22 protein-coding genes are annotated in these 20,957 nt (G+C 63.6%); 13 read left to right on the top strand and 9 right to left on the bottom strand.

Going from position 1 to position 20,957, the window contains the following annotated elements; genetic code table 11:
* Positions 1-253: 253 nt before the first annotated feature.
* From AC04SH_RS04540 to AC04SH_RS04530, 3 genes are all read left to right on the top strand, one after another.
* A complete protein-coding gene (locus tag AC04SH_RS04540; RefSeq protein WP_488574091.1) occupies positions 254-2,920 on the top strand; it encodes a DNA translocase FtsK in 2,667 nt (888 codons plus the stop codon).
* A 140-nt stretch (positions 2,921-3,060) separates the two neighbouring features.
* A complete protein-coding gene (locus AC04SH_RS04535) occupies positions 3,061-3,732 on the top strand; it encodes an outer-membrane lipoprotein carrier protein LolA (protein WP_477235478.1) in 672 nt (223 codons plus the stop codon).
* A 159-nt stretch (positions 3,733-3,891) separates the two neighbouring features.
* On the top strand, positions 3,892-4,698 hold the full coding sequence (locus AC04SH_RS04530) for an exodeoxyribonuclease III (protein WP_488574090.1): 807 nt from the start codon (positions 3,892-3,894) through the stop codon (positions 4,696-4,698).
* 31 nt (positions 4,699-4,729) lie between these two features.
* On the opposite strand, the gene AC04SH_RS04525 is transcribed toward AC04SH_RS04530, so the two are convergent.
* Both AC04SH_RS04525 and AC04SH_RS04520 read right to left on the bottom strand, forming a co-directional pair.
* Positions 4,730-5,185 carry a cyclic nucleotide-binding domain-containing protein gene (locus AC04SH_RS04525; protein WP_488574089.1) on the bottom strand — a complete coding sequence of 152 codons (456 nt, stop codon included), beginning with the start codon at positions 5,183-5,185 and terminating at the stop codon, positions 4,730-4,732.
* A gap of 216 nt (positions 5,186-5,401) precedes the next feature.
* Positions 5,402-6,085, bottom strand: coding sequence for a response regulator transcription factor (locus AC04SH_RS04520; protein ID WP_112561232.1), 684 nt, complete (start codon positions 6,083-6,085; stop codon positions 5,402-5,404).
* Between the two features lie 145 nt (positions 6,086-6,230).
* Here AC04SH_RS04520 and AC04SH_RS04515 point away from each other — a divergent pair, with 145 nt between their 5' ends.
* Entirely contained in the window at positions 6,231-6,767 is a 537-nt protein-coding gene (locus AC04SH_RS04515; RefSeq protein ID WP_488574251.1) for a L,D-transpeptidase family protein, read from the top strand.
* Positions 6,768-6,817: 50 nt separating this feature from the next.
* Here the strand turns inward: AC04SH_RS04515 and AC04SH_RS04510 are convergent, their stop codons facing one another.
* Positions 6,818-7,072 (bottom strand): hypothetical protein, encoded by a 255-nt coding sequence (locus tag AC04SH_RS04510; RefSeq protein WP_352586498.1) that lies wholly within the window; start codon positions 7,070-7,072, stop codon positions 6,818-6,820.
* A 130-nt stretch (positions 7,073-7,202) separates the two neighbouring features.
* Between AC04SH_RS04510 and gcvA the strand changes: the two genes are divergently transcribed.
* Positions 7,203-8,153 (top strand): transcriptional regulator GcvA, encoded by a 951-nt coding sequence (gene gcvA, locus AC04SH_RS04505; RefSeq protein WP_488574088.1) that lies wholly within the window; start codon positions 7,203-7,205, stop codon positions 8,151-8,153.
* A 25-nt stretch (positions 8,154-8,178) separates the two neighbouring features.
* Here the strand turns inward: gcvA and AC04SH_RS04500 are convergent, their stop codons facing one another.
* The 6 genes from AC04SH_RS04500 to tsaD all read right to left on the bottom strand — a co-directional run bounded on the left by AC04SH_RS04500 (position 8,179) and on the right by tsaD (position 12,225).
* Positions 8,179-8,601 carry a DUF1761 domain-containing protein gene (locus AC04SH_RS04500; protein ID WP_488574087.1) on the bottom strand — a complete coding sequence of 141 codons (423 nt, stop codon included), beginning with the start codon at positions 8,599-8,601 and terminating at the stop codon, positions 8,179-8,181.
* Positions 8,602-8,709: 108 nt separating this feature from the next.
* On the bottom strand, positions 8,710-9,408 hold the full coding sequence (locus tag AC04SH_RS04495; protein WP_488574086.1) for a class I SAM-dependent methyltransferase: 699 nt from the start codon (positions 9,406-9,408) through the stop codon (positions 8,710-8,712).
* The gene (locus AC04SH_RS04490; RefSeq protein ID WP_112621800.1) at positions 9,363-9,788 is read right to left on the bottom strand and encodes an EVE domain-containing protein; all 426 of its coding nucleotides are present in this window, start codon (positions 9,786-9,788) and stop codon (positions 9,363-9,365) included. Before AC04SH_RS04490 ends, AC04SH_RS04495 begins: the two co-directional genes overlap by 46 nt.
* Positions 9,789-9,817: 29 nt before the next feature.
* Positions 9,818-10,114 carry a YciI-like protein gene (locus tag AC04SH_RS04485; RefSeq protein ID WP_477235464.1) on the bottom strand — a complete coding sequence of 99 codons (297 nt, stop codon included), beginning with the start codon at positions 10,112-10,114 and terminating at the stop codon, positions 9,818-9,820.
* 27 nt (positions 10,115-10,141) lie between these two features.
* Positions 10,142-11,143, bottom strand: a complete 1,002-nt coding sequence (locus AC04SH_RS04480) for an NAD(P)H-dependent glycerol-3-phosphate dehydrogenase (RefSeq protein WP_488574085.1) — start codon at positions 11,141-11,143, stop codon at positions 10,142-10,144.
* Positions 11,140-12,225 carry a tRNA (adenosine(37)-N6)-threonylcarbamoyltransferase complex transferase subunit TsaD gene (tsaD, locus tag AC04SH_RS04475; RefSeq protein WP_488574250.1) on the bottom strand — a complete coding sequence of 362 codons (1,086 nt, stop codon included), beginning with the start codon at positions 12,223-12,225 and terminating at the stop codon, positions 11,140-11,142. Before tsaD ends, AC04SH_RS04480 begins: the two co-directional genes overlap by 4 nt.
* A 120-nt stretch (positions 12,226-12,345) precedes the next feature.
* On the opposite strand from tsaD, the gene hemC reads away from it, so the two are divergent.
* From hemC to AC04SH_RS04435, 8 genes are all read left to right on the top strand, one after another.
* Positions 12,346-13,269 carry a hydroxymethylbilane synthase gene (hemC, locus tag AC04SH_RS04470; protein WP_488574084.1) on the top strand — a complete coding sequence of 308 codons (924 nt, stop codon included), beginning with the start codon at positions 12,346-12,348 and terminating at the stop codon, positions 13,267-13,269.
* Position 13,270: 1 nt separating this feature from the next.
* Complete coding sequence (locus tag AC04SH_RS04465) at positions 13,271-13,984, top strand: uroporphyrinogen-III synthase (protein ID WP_488574083.1); 714 nt, start codon at positions 13,271-13,273, stop codon at positions 13,982-13,984.
* A 111-nt stretch (positions 13,985-14,095) separates the two neighbouring features.
* On the top strand, positions 14,096-15,601 hold the full coding sequence (locus tag AC04SH_RS04460; protein ID WP_488574082.1) for a COG4223 family protein: 1,506 nt from the start codon (positions 14,096-14,098) through the stop codon (positions 15,599-15,601).
* 10 nt (positions 15,602-15,611) lie between these two features.
* Entirely contained in the window at positions 15,612-17,219 is a 1,608-nt protein-coding gene (locus tag AC04SH_RS04455; RefSeq protein WP_488574081.1) for a heme biosynthesis HemY N-terminal domain-containing protein, read from the top strand.
* Positions 17,220-17,241: 22 nt separating this feature from the next.
* Positions 17,242-17,721, top strand: coding sequence for a tellurite resistance TerB family protein (locus tag AC04SH_RS04450; RefSeq protein ID WP_488574080.1), 480 nt, complete (start codon positions 17,242-17,244; stop codon positions 17,719-17,721).
* Positions 17,722-17,735: 14 nt separating this feature from the next.
* The gene (locus AC04SH_RS04445; RefSeq protein WP_488574079.1) at positions 17,736-18,452 is read left to right on the top strand and encodes a glutamine amidotransferase; all 717 of its coding nucleotides are present in this window, start codon (positions 17,736-17,738) and stop codon (positions 18,450-18,452) included.
* Positions 18,453-18,912: 460 nt separating this feature from the next.
* Entirely contained in the window at positions 18,913-20,718 is a 1,806-nt protein-coding gene (locus tag AC04SH_RS04440) for a TPR end-of-group domain-containing protein (RefSeq protein ID WP_488574249.1), read from the top strand.
* Complete coding sequence (locus tag AC04SH_RS04435) at positions 20,708-20,830, top strand: hypothetical protein (protein WP_488574257.1); 123 nt, start codon at positions 20,708-20,710, stop codon at positions 20,828-20,830. The genes AC04SH_RS04440 and AC04SH_RS04435 overlap by 11 nt, the downstream gene beginning before the upstream one ends.
* Positions 20,831-20,957 lie beyond the last annotated feature (127 nt).

Here is a 20,957-nt window from a genome sequence, read left to right as displayed (position 1 = left end):
ACAGGACGTCTCACCATGAAAAAAGCCTATGAGAAGCCGACGCTGTCAAAGCGTGAAAAACTGTCCCGTGTCACCGCTGGCATCCCTTTATCGCAGCAGGCATGAGGCGAAACGGCCGTGGCGCGCTCTGTTCAAGATCGTTGCCCACGTCCTTATAGTTAATGCGGCCTTAACCTTCCCCCCGATAGTCTGACGTTCGAATCTGCCGGAGTGCGTCCTGCGCCCGGCCAGGCAAAAACAGACGGGGAAGAGCATGCGTTCAGGGGCTTCAGCACCGCTCGCGCTGACCGATACGGGGCACGGCATCCAGGCATTCGCGCGGCGCCAGGTCGGACGGCTGGTGGGCGCCGGCCTGTTTGTGCTGGTCGCCTCTGGGGTTGCGGCGCTGGCCACCTGGAACGTTGCCGACCCGAGCTTTTCGCACGCAACCGACAACATCGTCACCAACGCCATGGGCTATGCCGGCGCGGTGTTCTCCGACCTCGCCATGCAGTTCTTCGGCCTTGCCGCGGTTGCCGCGCTGGTGCCGGCGGTGATCTGGGGCTTCCTCCTGTTTTCGGCGCGTGGCGTCGACAGGCTGCCGAAGCGCGGCCTCGCCTGGTTCGGCTTCGCGCTGCTTGCAGCAGCGATGGCCGGCTGCGTGGTGCCCCCCAAGACCTGGCCGCTGCCGACCGGCCTCGGCGGCGTGTTCGGCGACATGGTGCTCAACATCCCGGGCCTGCTCATTGGCGGCTACCCGACCGGCCTCGTTGCCAGCATCATTGCGATACTGCTCATCGCGCCGGCGCTGTGGCTGTTTGCCTATGGCTCGGCGCTGATTGCGCGCAAGAACGGCTTTGCCGTCATGGAGCGCACTGCCGAGCCCGATCCCCGAGAGGACGACCTGCTCTTCGACGAAGACGAGGACGAGGGCGACGAAGGCATATTGGCGCTCGGCGCAATTACGCACTGGTGGCTCTCCTTCCGTGCCTGGATGCACCGCCGGGCTGTGCGCCGCCAGCAGGAGCGCGACGAGTACGAACCGGAGATGGAGCAGCGCTCCACCGCATGGCGCCGTGCCGCTGAACGGGTCGAATCGGCCGAGTTCGCCGAAGCGCGGATGAGCCCGGATGGGCGCGCCCGCGTCGAGCCGGAATTCTTCGCCGCCATGGTCAATGATCGCAGCGTTTCCGTCGATCCGGACGATGACGACGTCCTCGATGCCGGGTTCGACAATGGTGACGAAGAGGTCGATCTCGACGACGAACCGGTCCAACGCCGTGCCGCGCCGAATGCCAAGGTGCAGAACTTCCGCTCCGATGCTGCGACCCGTGTTGCAGCACCTGCGCCGCGTCCCGCTCCTGGCGCCCGCGTCCAGCGCGAGGCGCAGACCTCGCTGATCGGCTCGGAAACGTTCGAAATGCCGTCGCTGCATTTCCTGTCCGAACCGAAGAATGTGGTGCGCGACGCCAGCCTCTCCAAGGACGCGCTGGAGCAGAATGCGCGCCTGCTCGAAGGCGTGCTGGAAGATTTCGGCGTCAAGGGCGAGATCATCGCAGTGCGCCCCGGCCCGGTGGTCACGCTCTATGAGCTGGAACCGGCGCCCGGCATCAAATCGTCGCGCGTCATCGGCCTGTCCGACGACATCGCCCGCTCGATGAGCGCCATTGCCTGCCGCGTCGCGGTGGTGCCCGGCCGCAACGCCATCGGCATCGAACTGCCGAATGCCAAGCGCGAGACCGTCTATCTCAGGGAGATCATGGCCAGCCGCGATTTCGAAACGACCAAGGCCAAGCTGGCGCTGGCGCTGGGCAAGACCATCAATGGCGAGGCGGTCATCGTCGACATCGCCAAGATGCCGCACGTGCTGGTTGCCGGCACCACCGGCTCCGGCAAGTCGGTCGCCATCAACACCATGATCCTGTCGCTGCTCTACCGGCTGACGCCGCAGGACTGCCGGCTGATCATGATCGATCCGAAGATGCTCGAACTCTCGGTCTATGACGGCATCCCGCACCTTTTGACGCCGGTCGTCACCGATCCGAAGAAGGCGGTGGTGGCGCTGAAATGGACGGTGCGCGAGATGGAAGACCGCTACCGCAAGATGTCCAAGGTCGGCGTGCGCAACATCGACGGCTTCAACGCCCGCGTGCAACTGGCCGAGAAGAAGGGCGAAAAAATCTCGCGCACCGTGCAGACCGGCTTCGACCGCCAGACCGGCGAGGCGATCTACGAAACCGAGAATCTCGACCTCGAGCCGATGCCTTACATCGTCGTCATCATCGACGAGATGGCCGATTTGATGATGGTCGCCGGCAAGGATATCGAGGGCGCGGTGCAGCGCCTGGCGCAGATGGCGCGCGCCGCCGGCATCCATGTCATCATGGCCACCCAGCGCCCGTCCGTCGACGTCATCACCGGCACCATCAAGGCCAATTTCCCGACCCGCATCTCCTTCCAGGTGACGTCGAAGATCGACAGCCGCACCATTCTGGGCGAGCAGGGCGCCGAGCAGCTGCTGGGCATGGGCGACATGCTCTACATGGCCGGCGGCGGCCGCATCCAGCGCGTGCACGGCCCGTTCGTTTCCGATGATGAGGTCGAGAGGATCGTCGCGCATCTGAAGCTGCAGGGCGTGCCCGAATATCTCGACGCCATCACCGAAGATGACGGCGAAGACGATGACGACGAGCCGTCAGGCAAGGGCGGTGGCGGCGGTGGCGGCAATTTCGAGGATTCCGACGATCCCTACGCCCAGGCGGTGGCCGTGGTGCTGCGCGACGGCAAGGCCTCGACCAGCTACATCCAGCGCCGGCTCGGCATCGGCTACAACCGCGCGGCGTCGATCATCGAGAAGATGGAGAAGGAAGGCATTGTCGGCCCGGCCAACCATGCCGGCAAACGCGAGATCCTGGTGCCGACGGAGGACGACAAGTTCTGATTGGCCAAATACCGCCTGGCGGCAACCTTTGAACCTTCTGGTGCGTTACAGCGACTGAGCGCTGTCCGGTCCGCCAAACTTAAGTCTAACTGGGGGTCCACGGACTGCAACGAGACACACACCACACGAGAGTGACCGGCATGAAAAACGACCTCAGCGATTTCGCTCCAAACCGCCGCCAGCTGCTCGGCCTTGGCCTGGTTCTTGCCGGCGCCGCGGCCGTCAATGTCATGCCGGGGTTCCAGCTTCTGGCCTCTGCGCAGGCGGCGGTGCCGCCGACGGCGCAAAAGATCGCCGACCACTTCTCCTCGGTCAAGTCGATGTCCGGCGAGTTCGTCCAGTTCGGCCCCAACAACCAGCAGACCGGCGGCAAGTTCTTCCTCGAGCGGCCGGGCAAGATCCGCTTCAACTATGACGGCAAGTCGAACTTCCGGGTGATTTCCGACGGCAAGTCGGTGGCCATCCTAAACAAGCGGCTGAACACGTCCGATCTCTATCCGTTGTCGAAGACGCCGCTGAAGCTGCTGCTCGACAACCGGATCGACCTCTCCGGCGGGCGCGTCAAATCGATCAAGGAAGAGAGCGACCTCACCACCATCCAGCTCGCCGACAAGTCGGTGTTCGGCAATTCGAAGATCACCATGATGTTCGATCCGAAATCCTATGATCTGCGCCAGTGGACCATCACCGACGCGCAGGGCAAGGACACCACGGTGATGATCTACAACACCAAGGAAGGTGTCAGCTTCCCCCCGGATACCTTTGCCATCGATTATACGGCGAACCGTGAGCTGAACACCAAGACGAGATAGCGTTCTGCCGCTGCGGGCATCCTGCTGCGCCGTTGGCGGCTAACGCCTGCTTGTTTTTAGATCGTGTGGCTGGCAGTAGTTCCAGGACCAAATTCATAGGCACAATGTCCTGTCGGGCTGTCCCGGCAGGATTTTCGCTGCCTCGGACCGGACTCCTGCATGCCCTTTTCCATCGCCACCTGGAACATCAACTCCGTGCGCCTGCGCATGCCGATCGTCGAGCGGCTGCTCGCCGAGCAGGCGCCGGACGTGCTTTGCCTGCAGGAGACGAAGGTTCCCGACGAGCTGTTTCCGGAAAAAGCCTTCCGCAAGGCGGGCTACGAACACATCGCCTTCCACGGCCAGAAGGGCTATCACGGCGTGGCGACGGTGGCGCGGCGGCCGATCGAGGTGGTCGAAAAGCGGCGCTTCTGTGAGATCGACGACAGTCGGCATTTGTCGGTCAAGGTACAAGCCGGCGGCAAGGCGATCCTGATCCACAATTTCTATGTGCCGGCCGGCGGCGACGAGCCCGATCCCGAGATCAACCGCAAGTTCCGCCACAAGCTCGACTTCGTCGCCGAGATGAACGCCATCCGCGCTGAACATAGCGAGGCGTCGGCCGCGATCCTGGTCGGCGACCTCAACATCGCGCCGCTGGAGCACGATGTCTGGTCGCACAAGCAACTGCTCAACGTCGTCAGCCACACGCCGGTCGAGACCGAAAATTTCGAGGCGATGCGGATCGCCGGCGACTGGGTCGACCTGATGCGGCTCAACGTGCCGCTTGAAGAAAAGCTCTACACTTGGTGGAGCTACCGGGCGCAGGACTGGGAAGCGTCGAACCGCGGCCGCCGGCTCGATCATGTCTGGTCGTCGCCGAACCTTGTGCGTGATTTTGCCGGCTACGAAATCCTGCGCGCCGCACGCGGCTGGGATCGGCCGTCGGACCATGTACCGGTGATTGCACGGTTCGACTTGGATTAGTCACGCCTGTGTAACGCTTGTCTGGTTGGACTTACCCATCAAACCGCGGCGCCAGCTTCTCGATGCGGGCGATCATGGCCTGGAAATCGTCGAGGATGCGCTGGTGCAGTTTCACCGCCACGTCGGGGTACTCCTCGAGGATGCGGCGGAACATCTTGCGGCTCAGCCTTATCACTTCCGAATCGGTCTCGGCCGAGGCGCTGGTCAGCCGCCTTGAGTCGGCGATCAGTGCCAGTTCGCTGAGGATCGTGCCAGGACCGGCGGTGCCGATCGGGATGCGGTCGCCATCCTGCTCGCGGTAGAGCACGATCTTCCCACTGACCACGATATAGGCTGAGTCGGCTTCGTCGTCTTCGCGGTACAGCTTGCGTTCGGCCTGTAGATGTGTGGCCTCGGCGCCGAAGGCGAGCAGGCGCAGCTGTTCCTGCGTGAAACCCTCAAAGAGCTTCACGGCAGACAGGATGCGGATGTCGTCATCCAACGCCATCTCTAGCTGCGTCCCCGAACGGTCAGTCCAATCCCTCCCTTAGAGCGCCGCGCGTCCTCCTGGTCGCGCAAAGACGCTCCAACATTTTCAATTTGCGCAGCGTTCTTCCCCAAAACCGAATCGATTTTGGGCCGATGCGCGGATCGATCCAGGCCCCTCCAGCCGGATCGTACCCGAAACAGTCCCGCCCCGACCGCCTATTGAATAATGAAATGTTTAAGGAACCAGCTTGTAGCCGCCGCTTTCTGTCACAAGAATTTCAGCATTGGAAGGATCGCGCTCGATCTTCTGGCGCAGCCGGTAGACGTGGGTTTCCAGCGTGTGCGTGGTAACGCCGGAATTGTAGCCCCACACTTCCTCGAGCAAGACGTCGCGCGTCACCACCTTCTGGTCGGCGCGATAGAGATATTTGATGATCGAGGCTTCCTTCTCCGTCAGCCGCACCTTGGCGCCGCGTTGGTCGATCAGAAGCTTCTGGCTGGGCTTGAACGTATAGGGACCGACCGAGAAGGTGGCGTCCTCGCTCTGCTCGTGCTGGCGCAGTTGCGCGCGGATACGGGCAAGCAGCACGGCGAAGCGGAACGGCTTGGTGACATAGTCGTTGGCGCCCGCCTCGAGGCCCAGAATCGTGTCGGAGTCGGTATCGTGACCGGTCAGCATGATGATCGGCGCCTTGTAGCCGCCCTTGCGCAGGATTTTCACTGCCTCGCGGCCATCCATGTCTGGCAGGCCGACATCCATGATGAGCAGGTCGATGAGCCCACCACGCGCAGCAGCAACACCTTTGGCGGCGGTCGCTTCCTGCAGGACGTCGAATTCTTCGTAAAGGGCGAGTTGCTCGACGAGGGTTCCCCGCAGGTCGTCATCGTCGTCAACGATAAGAATGGTACGTGATGTCATGGATCAATCCGTTGTTTTGAAAAGAATTTTCAGTTGACCGACCCCCATTTATGCGGAAGCTGACCGGCGCAACAGTCCGATCACAGTGATTTGTTCCGTGACACGATCATACAAGAAAAAACGCGTTCGCAATGCAGCCGGCGCAATTTTGCCTAAAGGGCTGCGGGTGCTGGTGGTACGGGCGAGGCCCGGCAACCCAAGCCAGGGGATTTTGCAGGCCGGCAGCAAGGTGTTTGCGTGCGCGCTCGGACGCGGCGGCATCTCCGCCAACAAGCGCGAGGGCGACGGCGCGACGCCGCTTGGCGAGATGCGGATTCTATCGGGATATTTTCGGGGCGATCATTTCGCCGTGGCCCGCAAAACCCGGCTGGCAATGGCGCCGATCGGCCCAGATCTCGGCTGGTGCGAGGTGCCGGACGACCGCAACTACAACCGGCCGGTGAAAATCCCCTACGGCGCCAGCCATGAACGGATGCGGCGCGATGATCGCCTCTATGACGCCTGCCTGGTGCTCGACTGGAACATGGCGCCACGCCGGCGCGGGCGCGGCAGCGCCATCTTCTTCCACCTGGCGCGTCCCGGCTTCACGCCGACGCAAGGCTGCGTTGCGGTAACCGCGCGGACGATGGCGCGGCTGTTGCCGCTGATTTCGGACAGGACGGTGGTGAGGGTGGTGAGGTAGCGGTGAATAGTGAATAGTGATGAGGGACGAACTCGCTGCTCTCTCACCATTCACCACTGCCTATTCCTCTGCCAGCCAATATCCAGCAGTCCCAGCCTGCCCAACTCCCGGTCCATGGCGCGGGCGACATCCTTGCGTTCGCCGCCAATGTCGCGCAGCTCGCGATCGGAGAGATCCTCGACGTCCTGGTGGACGACATTTTGCTGGGTGAGGTGGATCGCGACCCTGGCGTGACGAAGCCAGTCGAGCACTGCACGCAACCAGGTCGGACGGGCGATCGGTGAATGAAAAGCGACGGTGGACATGGTGTGATCCGTTCCTCCGGATATCAAATCCGGTTTGATGGTGTTTCGATTGCGCGCATCATGTCGGATTGAAAGACAAAGGAGAAACGAGTAGTTTTCTCCATATCATCAAGTTTTATTTGGAGATCGATTGGCCCGCCTGCTGCCCGGAACCCGCGCACTGAGGACGCTGGAAGCGGCGGCCCGGCACCTCAATTTCACCCGGGCTGCGGACGAGCTCGGGCTGACGCCGGCCGCGGTCAGCCACCAGATCAAGGAAATCGAGGATCAGCTCGGCATCGTTCTGTTTACCCGCACCAGCCGGACCATCCGGTTGACCGAGGCAGGCACGGTGCTGTTCGAAGCCTCGCTCGATGCGCTCGACCTGCTCAACCGGGCGGTGTCGCGGGCGCAAAAGATGACGCGCGGCATGGCGCTCCTGAGAATTACGCTCGACCCGCAGTTTGCGACCAAATGGCTGATGCGGCGTGTCGACGATTTCCGTAAGCATCAACCTGGGATCGAACTTCGCTTCGACATCGCCTATGAGGTGCGCGATTTCGATCGCGACGACGTCGATATCGGCATTCGCTTCGGCACCGGGAAATATCCGGGCATTGTCAGCCACCGTCTGTTCGACAACATAATCATTCCGGTGTGTAGCCCGGCTTTGCTGACCTCCGGTCCGCCGCTTCGAGAGCCGCGCGATCTGTTCCGGCACACGCTTGCCCATATCGTATGGGCGCGCCAGGGCGTGACCTGGCCGAACTGGCGCATGTGGATGGCGGCGGCCGGCATCGACGATTTTGATGACAGCCGGACCATCGTTTTCGGCTCTTCGTCAGATGCGGTGCAGGCGGCGCTCGACGGTAATGCGGTGGCGCTCGCCGATTTCGCCATGGTGGCGAACGACCTGTCGGAGGGACGGCTGGTGCGGCCATTCGAACTCGGCCTCAAGGTCGCGGCCGAGTTCGCCTATTTCCTGGTTTATCCAGCCGCATCGGCAAACGACGCCAGGATCATCGCGTTCAAGGACTGGATCCTGGGCGAAGTCCACAACCCGCAGCCGGACCCGACACGCCGGACATGGGACGAATTGTAGATCATCCTCGACTCTGGAAAGGGCTTCAGCCGGCGACGACCGGTGCGCCGAACCAGCCGATCACCGCGCCGATGATCAAAAGCACACCGAGCCAGTGACCACCGTCGATCAGGGTCAGGTCCCAGCCGAAATTCTCATAGCGGTGGTTGGCCGTCAGCGTCGTGGCGACAAAGCCGAGCCAGAGGACGAAGCCGAAGACCAGGCCGGCGATAAGGGCCGGCTCGCCGCCGGTCATCGCGCCGACAACCAGAGCAACAACCAGCGCCATGATGAGTTCGGCAATGAAGGAGATGACGAAGGGCAGCTTCGACTTGCTCATCGTCGCCGGATCGAGCTTGGCCGCCTTCAGCCACGGCTTGCTCAGAGCCGTGTACCAGACGGCGCCGAAGAGCCACGCCACCACGGCCGCGACAACGACCGCCAGCCAGTTCACTGCTGAAAAATCCATAAAATCCTCCCCTCAAGCATGTCGCCCGAAAGCGTTGAGCGGTCTTGGGATAACGACATGCATATTCTTCAAATCAATGCGCGATCGAACGCCTGTTCGGCAGCGCCGTCAAGCGAAGCGCCAGACCGTGGTGCGCTTGACCAGCGCATCCTCGAGCGCCCGCGTCACCGCCACTTCGTAGACGGCCAAAGGCTCCAGTCCGGCCTTGGGCATGTAGGAGCGGCCGGGATCGCCAACGAGGATGTCGGCGCCGCGCGCCTTCAGCGTCGAAAACCACGGCATCAGCGTGTCGGCAAAGGATCTGTCGTAGAAGACGTCACCGGCCAGCACCATGTCCCAGCCGGCATCGGTCCCGATGCAGTCCGTGCCGCAAAACTCGATGGCAACACCGTTGGGCTCGGCGTTGAGCCGAATCGCCGTTTCGCAGAACGGGTCGATGTCGGCGGCGATCACTTGCGCAGCACCGGCCTTCGCGGCGGCGATGGCGACAAGCCCGGAGCCGGAAGCGAAGTCGAGCACGCGTTTGCCGCGCACTTCAGACGGGTTGTCGAGGATATAGCGGGCAAGGCCCTGGCCACCGGCCCAGGCAAAGGCCCAGAAGGGCGGCGGCAAGCCGATTTCGGTCAACTCGTCCTCGGTTCGCTGCCAGAGGTCATGCGCCTCATCGGCAAGGCGCAGAAAAATTTCCGGCACGTGCGGCGGCGCCACGAGCGCCGTGTTGTCGAGAATGAACTTTTTCGCGCTGTTCGGCGTGAGGACCGTCACGGAGCGGGCGTCAGGCCGCCCATGCGGCAGACTTCCTTCCATTCGGCCGGAGTCACCGGCTGCACGGAAAGTCGCCCGAGCCGCACCAGCGCCATCTCGGCGAGTTTCGGATTGGCCTTGACCTGTTCCAGCGTCGGCGGGTTCGGCACGTCCTTGAAGGCGCGGATGTCAACACATTCCCAGCGCGGATCGTCGGTCGTGCTATCCGGATGCGCCAGCGCGCAGACTTCGGCGATGCCGACGACGTTCAGCCCCTCATTGGAATGGTAGAAAAAGCCGAGATCGCCGATCTGCATCGCCTTCATGTTGTTGCGCGCCGCATAGTTGCGCACGCCGTCCCATTGCGTGCCAGCCTTGCCTTTCGCCTTCAACGCTTCGAAGGAGAAGACCGAAGGTTCGGATTTGAACAGCCAGTAGTTCATGTCTTTGCTCCTCCTCACGGCTTGCCCGATTAACTAGCCGCCGGCTTGTTGAAGGTCCAGTTCCACTGGCGGATTTCGACGCTTTCGAACAACCCGGCCTTGGCATAGGGATCGGCGGCCGATAGCGCCTGCGCACCCGCCATGTCAGGCGCCTCGACGACGACGAGGCTGCCGTTCGGCTTGCCGTCGGCATCGAGGAACGGACCGGCAAAGGCCAGTTTCTTGTCGGCGTTCAGGCCCTCGAGAAAGGCGACGTGGGCGGGCCGGGTGTCGACGCGCACCTGCAGGCTGCCGGGCTTGTCCTTGCAAATCAACGCAAACAGCATGCTTTCAAAACTCCGGGTTGTTCGGGATCAGAGGTCGGTTTCGGTCTTCAGCGGCCGCGTCATCAGGGCGGACACAGCCTGCCGTATGGTGATCGTGCCGTCCAGTATCGCCGACACCGCAGTAATGATCGGCGCGTCGATGTCGCGCTCGGTGGCGATGCGGGCGGCGATCGCCGCCGTCGGCACGCCTTCGGCGAGTGGCAGGCCGGCAAGCGGTTTGCCTTGTCCCAAGGCCAAGCCGTAGGCGAAATTACGCGACTGGGCGGACGAGCAGGTCAGCAGCAAATCGCCGAGGCCGGAAAGCCCCATCAGCGTCTCCGGTTTTGCACCGAAGGACGCACCGATGCGGCGCAATTCGACGAAACCGCGCGTCACCATGGCGGCCTGCGCGCTGGCGCCGAGCCCGGCGCCGGTGACTGCACCGGCTGCGATGGCAAAGACATTCTTCAGCGCGCCGCCGATCTCGACGCCGATCAAATCGTCGCTGGAATAGCAGCGCAGGTTTTCCGCCGAAAACCGGGCGGCAAGCGCGGCCGCCAGGGCGTCATCACGGGCGGCGACCACGACTGCGGTCGGCAGGCCCCTGGCGACATCGGCGGCGAAGCTTGGGCCGGACAAGGCTGCGACCGGGGTTTCCGGCAAAATGTCCGCGACGATTGCCGACAACAGCGCGCCGGTGTCGCGCTCAATGCCCTTGGCGCAAAGAACCAGCGGAATGCCTTTCGGCATATGGGGCTTTGTCGTCGTCAGCATGGCGCGTAGCGCTTGCGCCGGCGCCACGGCCAGCACGCAATCGGCGTCAGTCAGCGCAGCGCCGATATCGCTCGTCGCCGCGATGCCGGGCTCGATGGCGATGCCGGGGAGATAGCGCGGGTTCTCACCGCGGTGGATGGCGGCGACCGTTTCCTCATCGCGGGCGTAGAGCCGGACATCGTGGCCGGCGCGCAACATGGCCAGTGCCAGTGCAGTGCCCCAGGCGCCGCCTCCGAGCACGGCAACACGCCAGCCGGTCTTCTCCCGGGCGCTCATGCTTTCGCTCCGCGCCGGCCGGAGCCGACCATCGGCGCCGAGATCGAGTCCAACGGCCAGCGCGAACGCGGCACGAAATCGGCGGCGTTTTCGTCGGCAATGCCGGCGCGCAGGCGCTCTATGCCCGCCCAAGCGATCATCGCCGCATTGTCGGTGCACAGCTTCAGCGGTGGCGCGACGAAGGCGAAGCCGGCCTCGGCGCACAGTTTGTGCAGCGTCGCCTTGATCGTGCGATTGGCGGCGACGCCGCCGGCAACGACCAGCGAGGGCATGGCCTTGTCCGGAAATTCTTGGCGAAAGCGGGCCAGCGCACGGGCAACGCGGTCGCCCAGCGCATCGGCCACTGCCGCCTGGAACGAGGCGCAGATGTCGGCGACATCTTGTTCGCTCAGCGGCTGAATGGCGGTCGCCGCCTGACGCACGGCGGTCTTCAAACCGGAGAAGGAGAAATCGGGTTGCGCCGAACCCTTCATCGGCCGTGGAAAGGCAAAGCGGGTCGCATCGCCCGTTGCTGCCGCCTTTTCGACATTCGGGCCGCCGGGATAGGGCAGGCCGAGCATTTTCGCCGTCTTGTCGAAAGCCTCACCGAGCGCGTCGTCGATGGTCGTCGCCCAGCGCTGATAGTCGCCGACGCCGCGCACGGCGACGATTTGCGTGTGGCCGCCGGAAACCAGCAGCAGCAGATAGGGAAAGTCGAGCCCGTCCGTCAGCCTGGCGGTCAATGCATGGCCTTCAAGATGGTTGATGGCGATCAGCGGCTTGCCGGCCGCGGCGGCAATTGCCTTGGCCGTCATCAGGCCGACGATCAGCCCGCCGACCAGACCGGGGCCGGCGGTCGCGGCGATGGCGTCGATGTCGCCGAGGGCAACGCCCGAATCGGCAAGGGCTGCCTCGACGATGCCGTCCAACGCCTCGACATGGGCGCGCGCGGCGATCTCCGGCACGACGCCGCCAAAGGCGGCATGCTCCTCGATCTGGCTGAGCACGATGTTGGACGCAATGACCGGCGCGGCGACGCCATCCAGCGTCACCACGCTGGCTGCGGTCTCGTCGCAACTTGTCTCAATGCCCAGAACGCGGATCAATTCGTCGCTGTCTCCAGAGATTGTGTCGCCGGACTTTCCTAGTTAGTAGAGGCGGGCCTCGTTAGGGAGAGTGCCGGAAACGCAAAGCCAGCCGGGGGTTATCACGGACCGCGCGCCATGCAAACTTTGAAAATCGGAACACGCGGCAGCCCGCTGGCCTTGGCGCAGGCGCATGAGACGCAGGCGCGGCTGATGGAAGCGCATGGCATGCCGGCCGAAGCCTTCGAGGTGGTCGTCATCTCGACCAGCGGCGACCGCATCCAGGACCGGCCGCTGTCGGAAGCCGGCGGCAAGGGCCTGTTCACCAAGGAGATCGAAGAGGCGCTGCTGGCCGGCACGATCGACATCGCCGTGCATTCCTCCAAGGATATGCCGACGGTGCTGCCCGACGGGCTGGAGCTTTCCGCCTTCCTGCCGCGCGAGGATGCGCGCGACGCCTTTATCGGCAAGGCGGTAAAGCGCATCATCGACCTGCCGCAGGGCGCCAAGGTCGGCTCGTCGTCGCTGCGGCGCCAGGCGCTGATCCGGCGCATGCGGCCGGACCTCGACGTGGTGATGTTCCGCGGCAATGTGCAGACCAGGCTGCGCAAGCTGGAGGAAGGCGTCGCCGAAGGCACCATCCTCGCCCATGCCGGGCTGAAGCGGCTGGGGCTCGGCCATGTCGTTACCGATCTGATGCCGCTCGACGCTTTTCCGCCGGCGCCGGGGCAAGGTGCGATCGGCATCGAGACCCGCATCGGCGATAGTGCGGTCGAAAAGATGCTGGTGGCCATCCACGATGTGCCGACGGGCCAGGCGCTGGCCTGCGAGCGCGCCTTCCTAGCGGCGTTAGACGGCTCCTGCCGCACGCCGATCGCCGGCTATGCCACGATAGCAGGCGGCACGCTGGTCTTCGCCGGGCTGATCATTTCGCCTGATGGCACGCAATCCCATGAGGTGAAGGCCGAGGGTCCGGCGCAAGATGCCGCCCGTATCGGCATGGAAGCCGCCTTGACGGTGCGGGCCAAGGCCGGCGAAACCTTCTTCGACGGCTGGGTCTGATATGCGTGTCCTGGTGACGCGGCCGCAACCCGGGGCGTCGCGCACCATGCGGCGGCTGCAGGAGCTGGGATTTGAGCCGCTCCTTCTGCCATTGACCGAAACAGTAGGGCTGCCGGTCGATGCTGGCGCTGCAGGCGACAATGCCGTGGCCGTCGCGATGACCAGCGCCAATGCCGTGCGCCATGGGCCGAAAAGGCTCATCGCCGCGCTTGCCGACTTGCCTTGCCATGCCGTCGGCGCAAGGACGGCTGAAGCGGCGCGCGCGGCAGGATTTTTGTCGGTTAGTGAAGGCCCGGGCGATGCCGAGAAACTGGCCGATACGATTGCCGCCGGCCTTTCCGGCAAGGCGATCATCTATCTCACGGGATGCGTGCGGTTTCCGGCTTTCGAGACGCGGCTGCGGCAGGCCAGTGTCGAGGTCCGCGCCATCGAGACTTATGACACCGTCTCACTGAACTATTCCGACGATGAAATCCGTGCGCGCCTGTCCGGTCAGGCGGTCGATGCGATGCTGCTTTATTCGGCCAAGGCGGCGACAGCGTTGCAGACCTTGGTCAATCGGCCGGAATTGGGCGATCTCCTTGGAAAGGCGCGGGTTTTTGCCCTGTCCGAGCGCATAGCAGCTGCGTTCGGCAATGCCGCCGGCAAAAAAATAGTGGTGGCCCTGGAACCGCAGGAGGAGGCGTTGCTTGAGCTGTTGCGTGCGGCCCCCTGACCCCGTGTCATCACGCCGCCCCTTTTCACCGCTTGGTGATGTGCTAGACCATTTTTAAACCATCACGCGCCGTCAGGCGTTGAGACGAAGCAGGATTTGCGGAGCCCAGGCATGGTCAAGACGCCGAAGATGCGACATTCGAAAAGCCGCCGGGAGCCGGTGACCATCGAGCTCGAACCCGGCGCCGTCTCGCGTATCGTCGATGCGGATGCCGCCAAGTCTGATGCCGACGTGGCGGCATCCCCTAGCCCCGATGCGACCGAGACCTCGGCCGAATCGGTCATGCACGAGGAGGCGGCTGCCACAGCCGATGCACAGCCGGAGACGCCTGACGAGCCGGTTCATGCTGACCAAGCTGATCTCGAGCCGTGGGAGCATTCCGACGCCGCGGCGCAGGCCGCGCCGGAGAGCACCGGGGCCAAGGTGTCCGGCGAACCGGAAAGGCCTTATCCCGCCGCCTCGGACGCGCCGTCGCACGCCAGGACCTCCGATTACAGTTTCGAGGATGCCTCGCCCAAGCCGGGTACATCTAAGGAAACGCCTGATACAGCCGAGGTGAGGAGCCAGCCCATGGCAGCGCAGCCGAAGCGTTCCAACGGCATTGCCGCCGGCATCATTGGCGGTGTCATCGCGCTGGCCGCCGCCGGCGGGCTGCAGTTTGCCGGCGTGCTCGGTGCTCCGGGTTCGGGCGGTGGCACGGTCTCGCTCGACGGCGTCAATGGCGAGATCGCCTCGCTGAAGAGCGAAATCGCCGACCTCAGGGAAGCCAGCGGCAGTGGCGCCGCAACGGCCAAGGTGGACGGTCTGTCATCGGCTCTGGATCAGGTGAAGGCCGATGTTGCAGCGCTGAAATCGGCGGTCGAACAGGGCGGCGCTGGCGACAATGCCGGGCTTGCCGCGCTTGGCGACAAGGTCAAGCAGATCGAGACGGCGGTCGCGGCCCTCGGCCAGGCCGGCGGTCCTGTCGATCTCGGCCCGCTCAACGAAAAGCTTTCGAGTCTGGATGCACTGGTGAAATCGGCCGGCGAGGCGGCCAAGGCGCAGGAAGGCCGGCTCGCCGCGCTGGAACAGTCGGTGACGCAGCTCTCCGGCAAGGTCGAGTCACAGGCCTCCCAGCCGAAGATCGCGATGGCCATCGCCGCTTCGGCGCTGAAGGCGGCGGTCGACCGCGGCGCGCCGTTCGCCGCCGAACTGGAAACCTTCGCGGCGATCTCGCCCGATGCGCCGCAGATTGCGGCGCTCCGTCCCTATGCCGAAAAAGGCGTTCCCACCCGCATCGAAATCGCCGGCGAGGTAGATGCCGCAGCCAATGCGATGGTCGCTGCCGCGACCCCGGTCGATGAAAATGCCGGCTTCTTCCAGAACCTTTTGTCGAGCGCCGAATCGCTGGTCAAGGTACGGCCGATCGGCGCCGTAGAGGGTGCCGGCGCGCCCGAAACCGTGGCACGCATGGAAGTGGCAGTCAACCAGGGCGACTACGCCAAGGCGCTCAGCGAATATGCGACGCTACCGGACGCGGTCAAGGCGGCGGGCGCCGACTTTGCCGGCAAACTGAAGGCGCGCATCGAGGTCGAGACGCAGGTCGACGCGCTGATTGCAGGCGCAATGAAGGCATGAGGACGACACGATGATCCGTATTCTCATCTTCCTCGCCGTCGTCTTTGCGCTCGGCCTCGGCTTTGCCTGGCTGGCCGACCGTCCGGGCGAGATGGTCGTCACCTTCAACGGCTACCTGTACCAAGTCAGCCTGATGGTGGCGGCGGTGGCGATCGTTGCCGTCGTCGCCGCGGTGATGATCGTCTGGTGGCTGATCAAGTCGCTGTGGAACAGCCCGTACACGATCTCGCGCTATTTCCGCGTGCGGCGCCGCGACCGCGGCTACCAGGCGCTGTCGACCGGCATGATCGCCGCCGGCGCCGGCGATGGCGCGCTGGCGCGCAAGAAGACCAAGGAAGCGGCCAAGCTGATCCGGTCCGACCAGGAACCGCTGATCCATCTGCTCGAAGCGCAAGCGTCGCTGCTCGAAGGCGACCATGAGGGCGCGCGCGAGAAATTCGAGGCCATGCTCGATGATCCCGAAATGCGGCTGCTCGGCTTGCGCGGGCTCTATCTCGAAGCCGAGCGGCTGGGCGACCGCAACGCGGCGCGCCACTATGCCGGCCGCGCGGCTGCCGTGGCGCCGCAACTGGCCTGGGCAGCGGAATCGACACTCGAAGACCTGACCGGGCGCGGCGACTGGGACGGCGCGCTGAAGCTGGTCGAGGCGCAGAAGTCGACGCGGCAGATCGAACGCGACGCCGCCAATCGCCGCCGCGCCGTGCTGTTGACCGCCAAGGCGCAGGCGCTGACCGACAGCGATCCCAATGCGGCCAAGACAGCCGCGCTCGAGGCCAACAAGCTCGCGCCCGATTTCGCACCGGCCGCGGTTGCAGCTGCAAGCCTTTTGTTCAAGCAGAACGATGTCCGCAAAGGCTCCAAGATCCTCGAAGCCGCCTGGAAGGCCGAGCCGCATCCGGAGATCTCGGAGCTCTACACGCATGCAAGGCCAGGCGATGCGGTGGTCGACCGCCTGAACCGGGCGAAGAAGCTGCAGGAGCTGAAGCGCAACAACGCCGAATCGTCGATGACGGTGGCGCGCGCCGCGCTCGACGCGCAGGATTTTTCCACCGCCCGCCGCGAGGCCGAGGCCGCCCTGCGCATGGATCGTCGGGAAGGCGCTTACCTGCTCCTGGCCGATATCGAGGAGGCCGAGACCGGCGATCAGGGCAAGATCCGGCAATTGCTGTCCAAGGCCGTCCGGGCGCCGCGCGATCCGGCCTGGGTTGCCGACGGCGTCGTCTCCGAGCGCTGGGCGCCGGTGTCTCCGGTTAGCGGCAAGCTCGACGCCTTCACCTGGCGCGCACCGATGGAACGGCTCGGCCAGCTCATCGACAGCCATGAGGACGCGCCGGCAGCCGAGGTGCCGGTGCTTGCGGCACCGGCCAAGCCGGCAAAGGAGGCTGAGGTTGTCGACCATCCGGCCGTCGCCAGAACGATCAGCGAGGCGCCGATTGAGCCGAAGTCGGTGGTGGGCGACGACCATGTCACGCCGGTCACCGCCGCGGCTTTTGCTGCCGTGCCGACGGATAGCGAAGCGGTCGAGCCGGCCGAGGAGGTTATCCGGTTGCCAGACGACCCCGGCGTCGACCCCGAAGACGAAGCGGAGAAATCACCACGCCGGTTCCGCCTGTTTTGAACCCTGACCTGATGTGAGCACTATGTTCGAACGCGTTCTGTCCTTTCTGAAAGACCTGCCGGCCGGCGCGGGGGCTCGCGCCAATGCCGACGATCCGCGCGTTGCCGCTTCGGCTTTGCTCTATCATGTGATGAGCGCTGACGGCGTGCGCCAGGACGTCGAGTGGGAGCGCTTGAAGCAAGTGCTGGCGCAGAGCTATTCGATCAGCGGCGCCGAGCTCGATGCGCTGGCTGCCGCTGGTGAGCGCGCCGACAATGAGGCGATCGACCTCTATGCCTTTACCAGCGTCTTGAAACGCCATCTCGATGCTGATGCGCGCAAGGCCTTCATCGGCCTGATGTGGGAGATCGTCTATGCCGATGGCGAACTGCACGAGCTGGAAGACAACACGGTCTGGCGCGTCGCCGAACTGATCGGCGTCGAGCGGCAGGACCGGATCGAGGCGCGCCGCAAGGCGGCGGCCGCAGCACCGGGCGCCAGCGGAACGTCGAGCGACGAATAGGATCCCAGCTCTCCATGCCGCCTAGACCGAGCTCGAAACCGCAAATCCTGATCGTGCTGCATCAGGAGACTTCGAGCCCCGGCCGGGTCGGCCACATGCTGCTCGAGGAAGGTTTCGATCTCGACATCCGTCGGCCGCCGCTCGGCGACAGCCTGCCGGAAACGCTGGAAGGGCATGCCGGCGCCGTCGTGTTCGGCGGGCCGATGAGCGCCAATGACGAGGATGAATTCGTCCGCCGCGAGACCAACTGGCTGAATGTGCCGCTGCGCGAGAACCGGCCCTTCCTCGGCATCTGTCTTGGGGCGCAGATGCTGGCCAACCATCTCGGCGGCAAGGTCGAGGGCCATGGCGAAGGGCTGGTCGAGATCGGCTGGTATCCGTTGAAGCCGACCGAAGCCGGCAAAAAGCTGCTGCCTTGGCCCGACATGGTCTACCAGTTCCACCGCGAAGGTTTTTCACTGCCGAAAGACGCGACGCTTCTGGCGACGGCGGAAACCTACCCCAACCAGGCCTTCCGCTATGGCGACAATGCCTGGGGCATCCAGTTCCATGGCGAACTGACCAGGATGATGATGCAGCGCTGGGTGGTGCGAGGAGCGCACCGTTTCGAACTGCCCGGCGCGCAGCCCGGCCGCGACCATCTCGGCGGCCGGCTGATCTGGGACATGCACCTCAAGCGTTGGCTGAGCGAGTTTTTGGGTCTGATCTTCGGCAAGCCGGCTGCGGGATAGAGTAAAGTCCAATTACTCTGAACGGCCGAGCTTGACCAAAGACGACTTACGTCCGGGAGGCGTGGACGATTGCTTTGCGACGCATTCCGGTCGTAGAGATAAGTTGAAAGCTGCGTATTAGCAGACTTTACTAACGGAAGAATCGACCTCATTGATTGCAGCGAGGGTGGTTGCCAAACTCCGAAGATCATATTCGCTCAAGACGATAACACTGGCGACATTAGGTGTATGATGGGCAATTCAGCGCAATCTTCTTCGCGGCTTTGCGACGCGAGAGCGCAGGTTTACTTATCCAGACATTCAAGATGGGCGCTGAACAATAACTTGGATTCTCGATTTCTCATGGGCGTAGCGCCAAGAACCTGCTACTGAAGGTTCAAACTAGGCAATATCCACAGGTAACTTTGTGCGCCGACTCGCAGCCATCCTTGCCGCCGACGTCGTTGGGTATAGCCGCCTCATGGGAGTGAACGAGGTCGGCACGCTTGCCGCGCTCAAACTTCATCGTAAGGAACTGGTAGACGGCAAGATCGGCGAGCACGGGGGGCGAATCGTTAAGCTGACCGGCGACGGAATGCTGGTCGAGTTCCCGAGCGTGGTGAACGCAGTCGCATGCGCTGCCGACATTCAGCGAAAGATGCGCGAGCGGAACATTGACATACCTGAAGATAGGCGGATTGAATTCCGCATTGGCGTGCACCTCGGAGACATCATCTTCGAGGACAACGACATCTACGGCGATGGCGTTAACATCGCGGCGCGTATCGAGAGCATCGCCAGGCCAGGCGGTGTAGCCGTCTCGGGCTCGGTCCGCGACAATGTCGGCAACCGGCTCGACCTCGCCTTCGAGGACACCGGCGAGCAGACCCTCAAGAACATTGACCAGCCGGTCCGTGTCTACAACGTCGACCTCTTCGCCGGCACTCCGCCACCGCGCGCGACGAACGGCGTAGCGTCGGCCAGGCCAGCGCCGGCGAAGGAAAAGCCATCGATCGCCGTGCTGCCGTTTAACAACATGAGCGGCGATCCGGAGCAGGAGTATTTCTCCGACGGTATCACCGAGGACATCATCACCGATCTGTCAAAGATTTCCGGCCTGTCGGTGATCGCCCGCAATTCGGTGTTCACCTACAAGGGCAAGTCTGTCGACGTGCAGGAGGTCAGCCGGCGCTTCAATGTCGCAACGGTGCTTGAAGGCAGCGTCCGCAAGGCCGGCCAGCGCGTGCGCATCACCGCGCAGTTGATCGACGGCAAGGACGGCACGCATCTGTGGGCCGATCGTTATGACCGCGACCTGACGGACATCTTCGCGATTCAGGACGAGATCACCCACACCATTGTCGACCAGCTCAAGGTCAGGCTGCTGCCGGAGGAAAAGAAGGCGATCACGCAGGCGCCGACCGAGAGTGTCGAGGCTTACACCTACTATCTGAGAGGGCGCGAGTTTTTCCACCGTGGGTCGAAGTCGTATTATGTGCTAGCCAAGCGCATGTTTGCGAAGGCGATCGAACTTGATCCGCTCTACGCTCGTGCCTATGCCGGCGTTGCCGATTGCGATTCGTTTCTCTTCCTTCGTTATGACGAGAAGGTCTCCGTCGAGGGCATTTTGGCGAACAGTGCCAAAGCGCTGGACCTCGAGAGCGGTCTTGCCGAAGCCCACGCCTCACGTGGCCTTGCCCTCTCGATCAACCGGCGCTACGCCGAAGCAGAGCGTGAATTCGAGCTGGCGATCGCCAACAATCCGAACCTTTTCGAAGCGCACTATTTCTACGCCCGCACTTTCCTGGTGCAGGGAAAGCCCGAGCAGGCCGTTCGATATTACGAGCGTGCGGCCGAGATCAAGCCGGAAGACTTTCAATCCGTCAACTTTCTCCAAGCGGCATACCGATCCTTGGGGCGGCCAGAACAGGTGAAGGACGCGGCTCGCAGAACCGTGGAGCGCGCCGAGCGCGAACTGGCGCGCAACCCGGAGAATCCACGACCTGCCTATTTGGGAGCGAATGCGCTCGCCGTCCTTGGCAACATTGAACGTGCAAGGGATTGGGCCTCGCGGGCGCTCGCCATCGATCCCGACGATATTCTGACCCAATACAATATCGCTTGCCTCTACTGTCTGTTCGGCGAATTCGATGGCGCGCTGGATCTCCTGGAGCGCCTGCTTCCGCACGCCAATCAAGATACAAAAGCATGGACTCGGCAAGACTCTGACTTCGAGCCGCTGCACAGCCTTCCGCGCTGGCAGACGGTGCTGGAGCTTGCGAGATAGCAATGGAACGCCGGCTACCGCCATCCTTGCCGCCGGCGTGGTCGGCTACTCCAGGCTTATGGGGCTTGACGAGGCCGGCATGCTGTCGGCGCTCAAGATCCTAGAGATTTAAAGTCCGCTATCGTTTCCTCCACCTGCAGTTCCGGGCCTATCTCAGCCGCGCAAGCGGATTGTCGCAAGGCGATTGGCCCGAGCGTCGGACTTAGCGACTTAGATCCAGCGCTCGATCAGTTGCGGCT

The sequence above is a fragment of the Mesorhizobium sp. CNPSo 4688 genome, assembly GCF_057784295.1.
The sequence above is the reverse complement of the archived record's forward strand: the minus strand, read 5'-3'. Positions and strand labels throughout refer to the sequence as shown.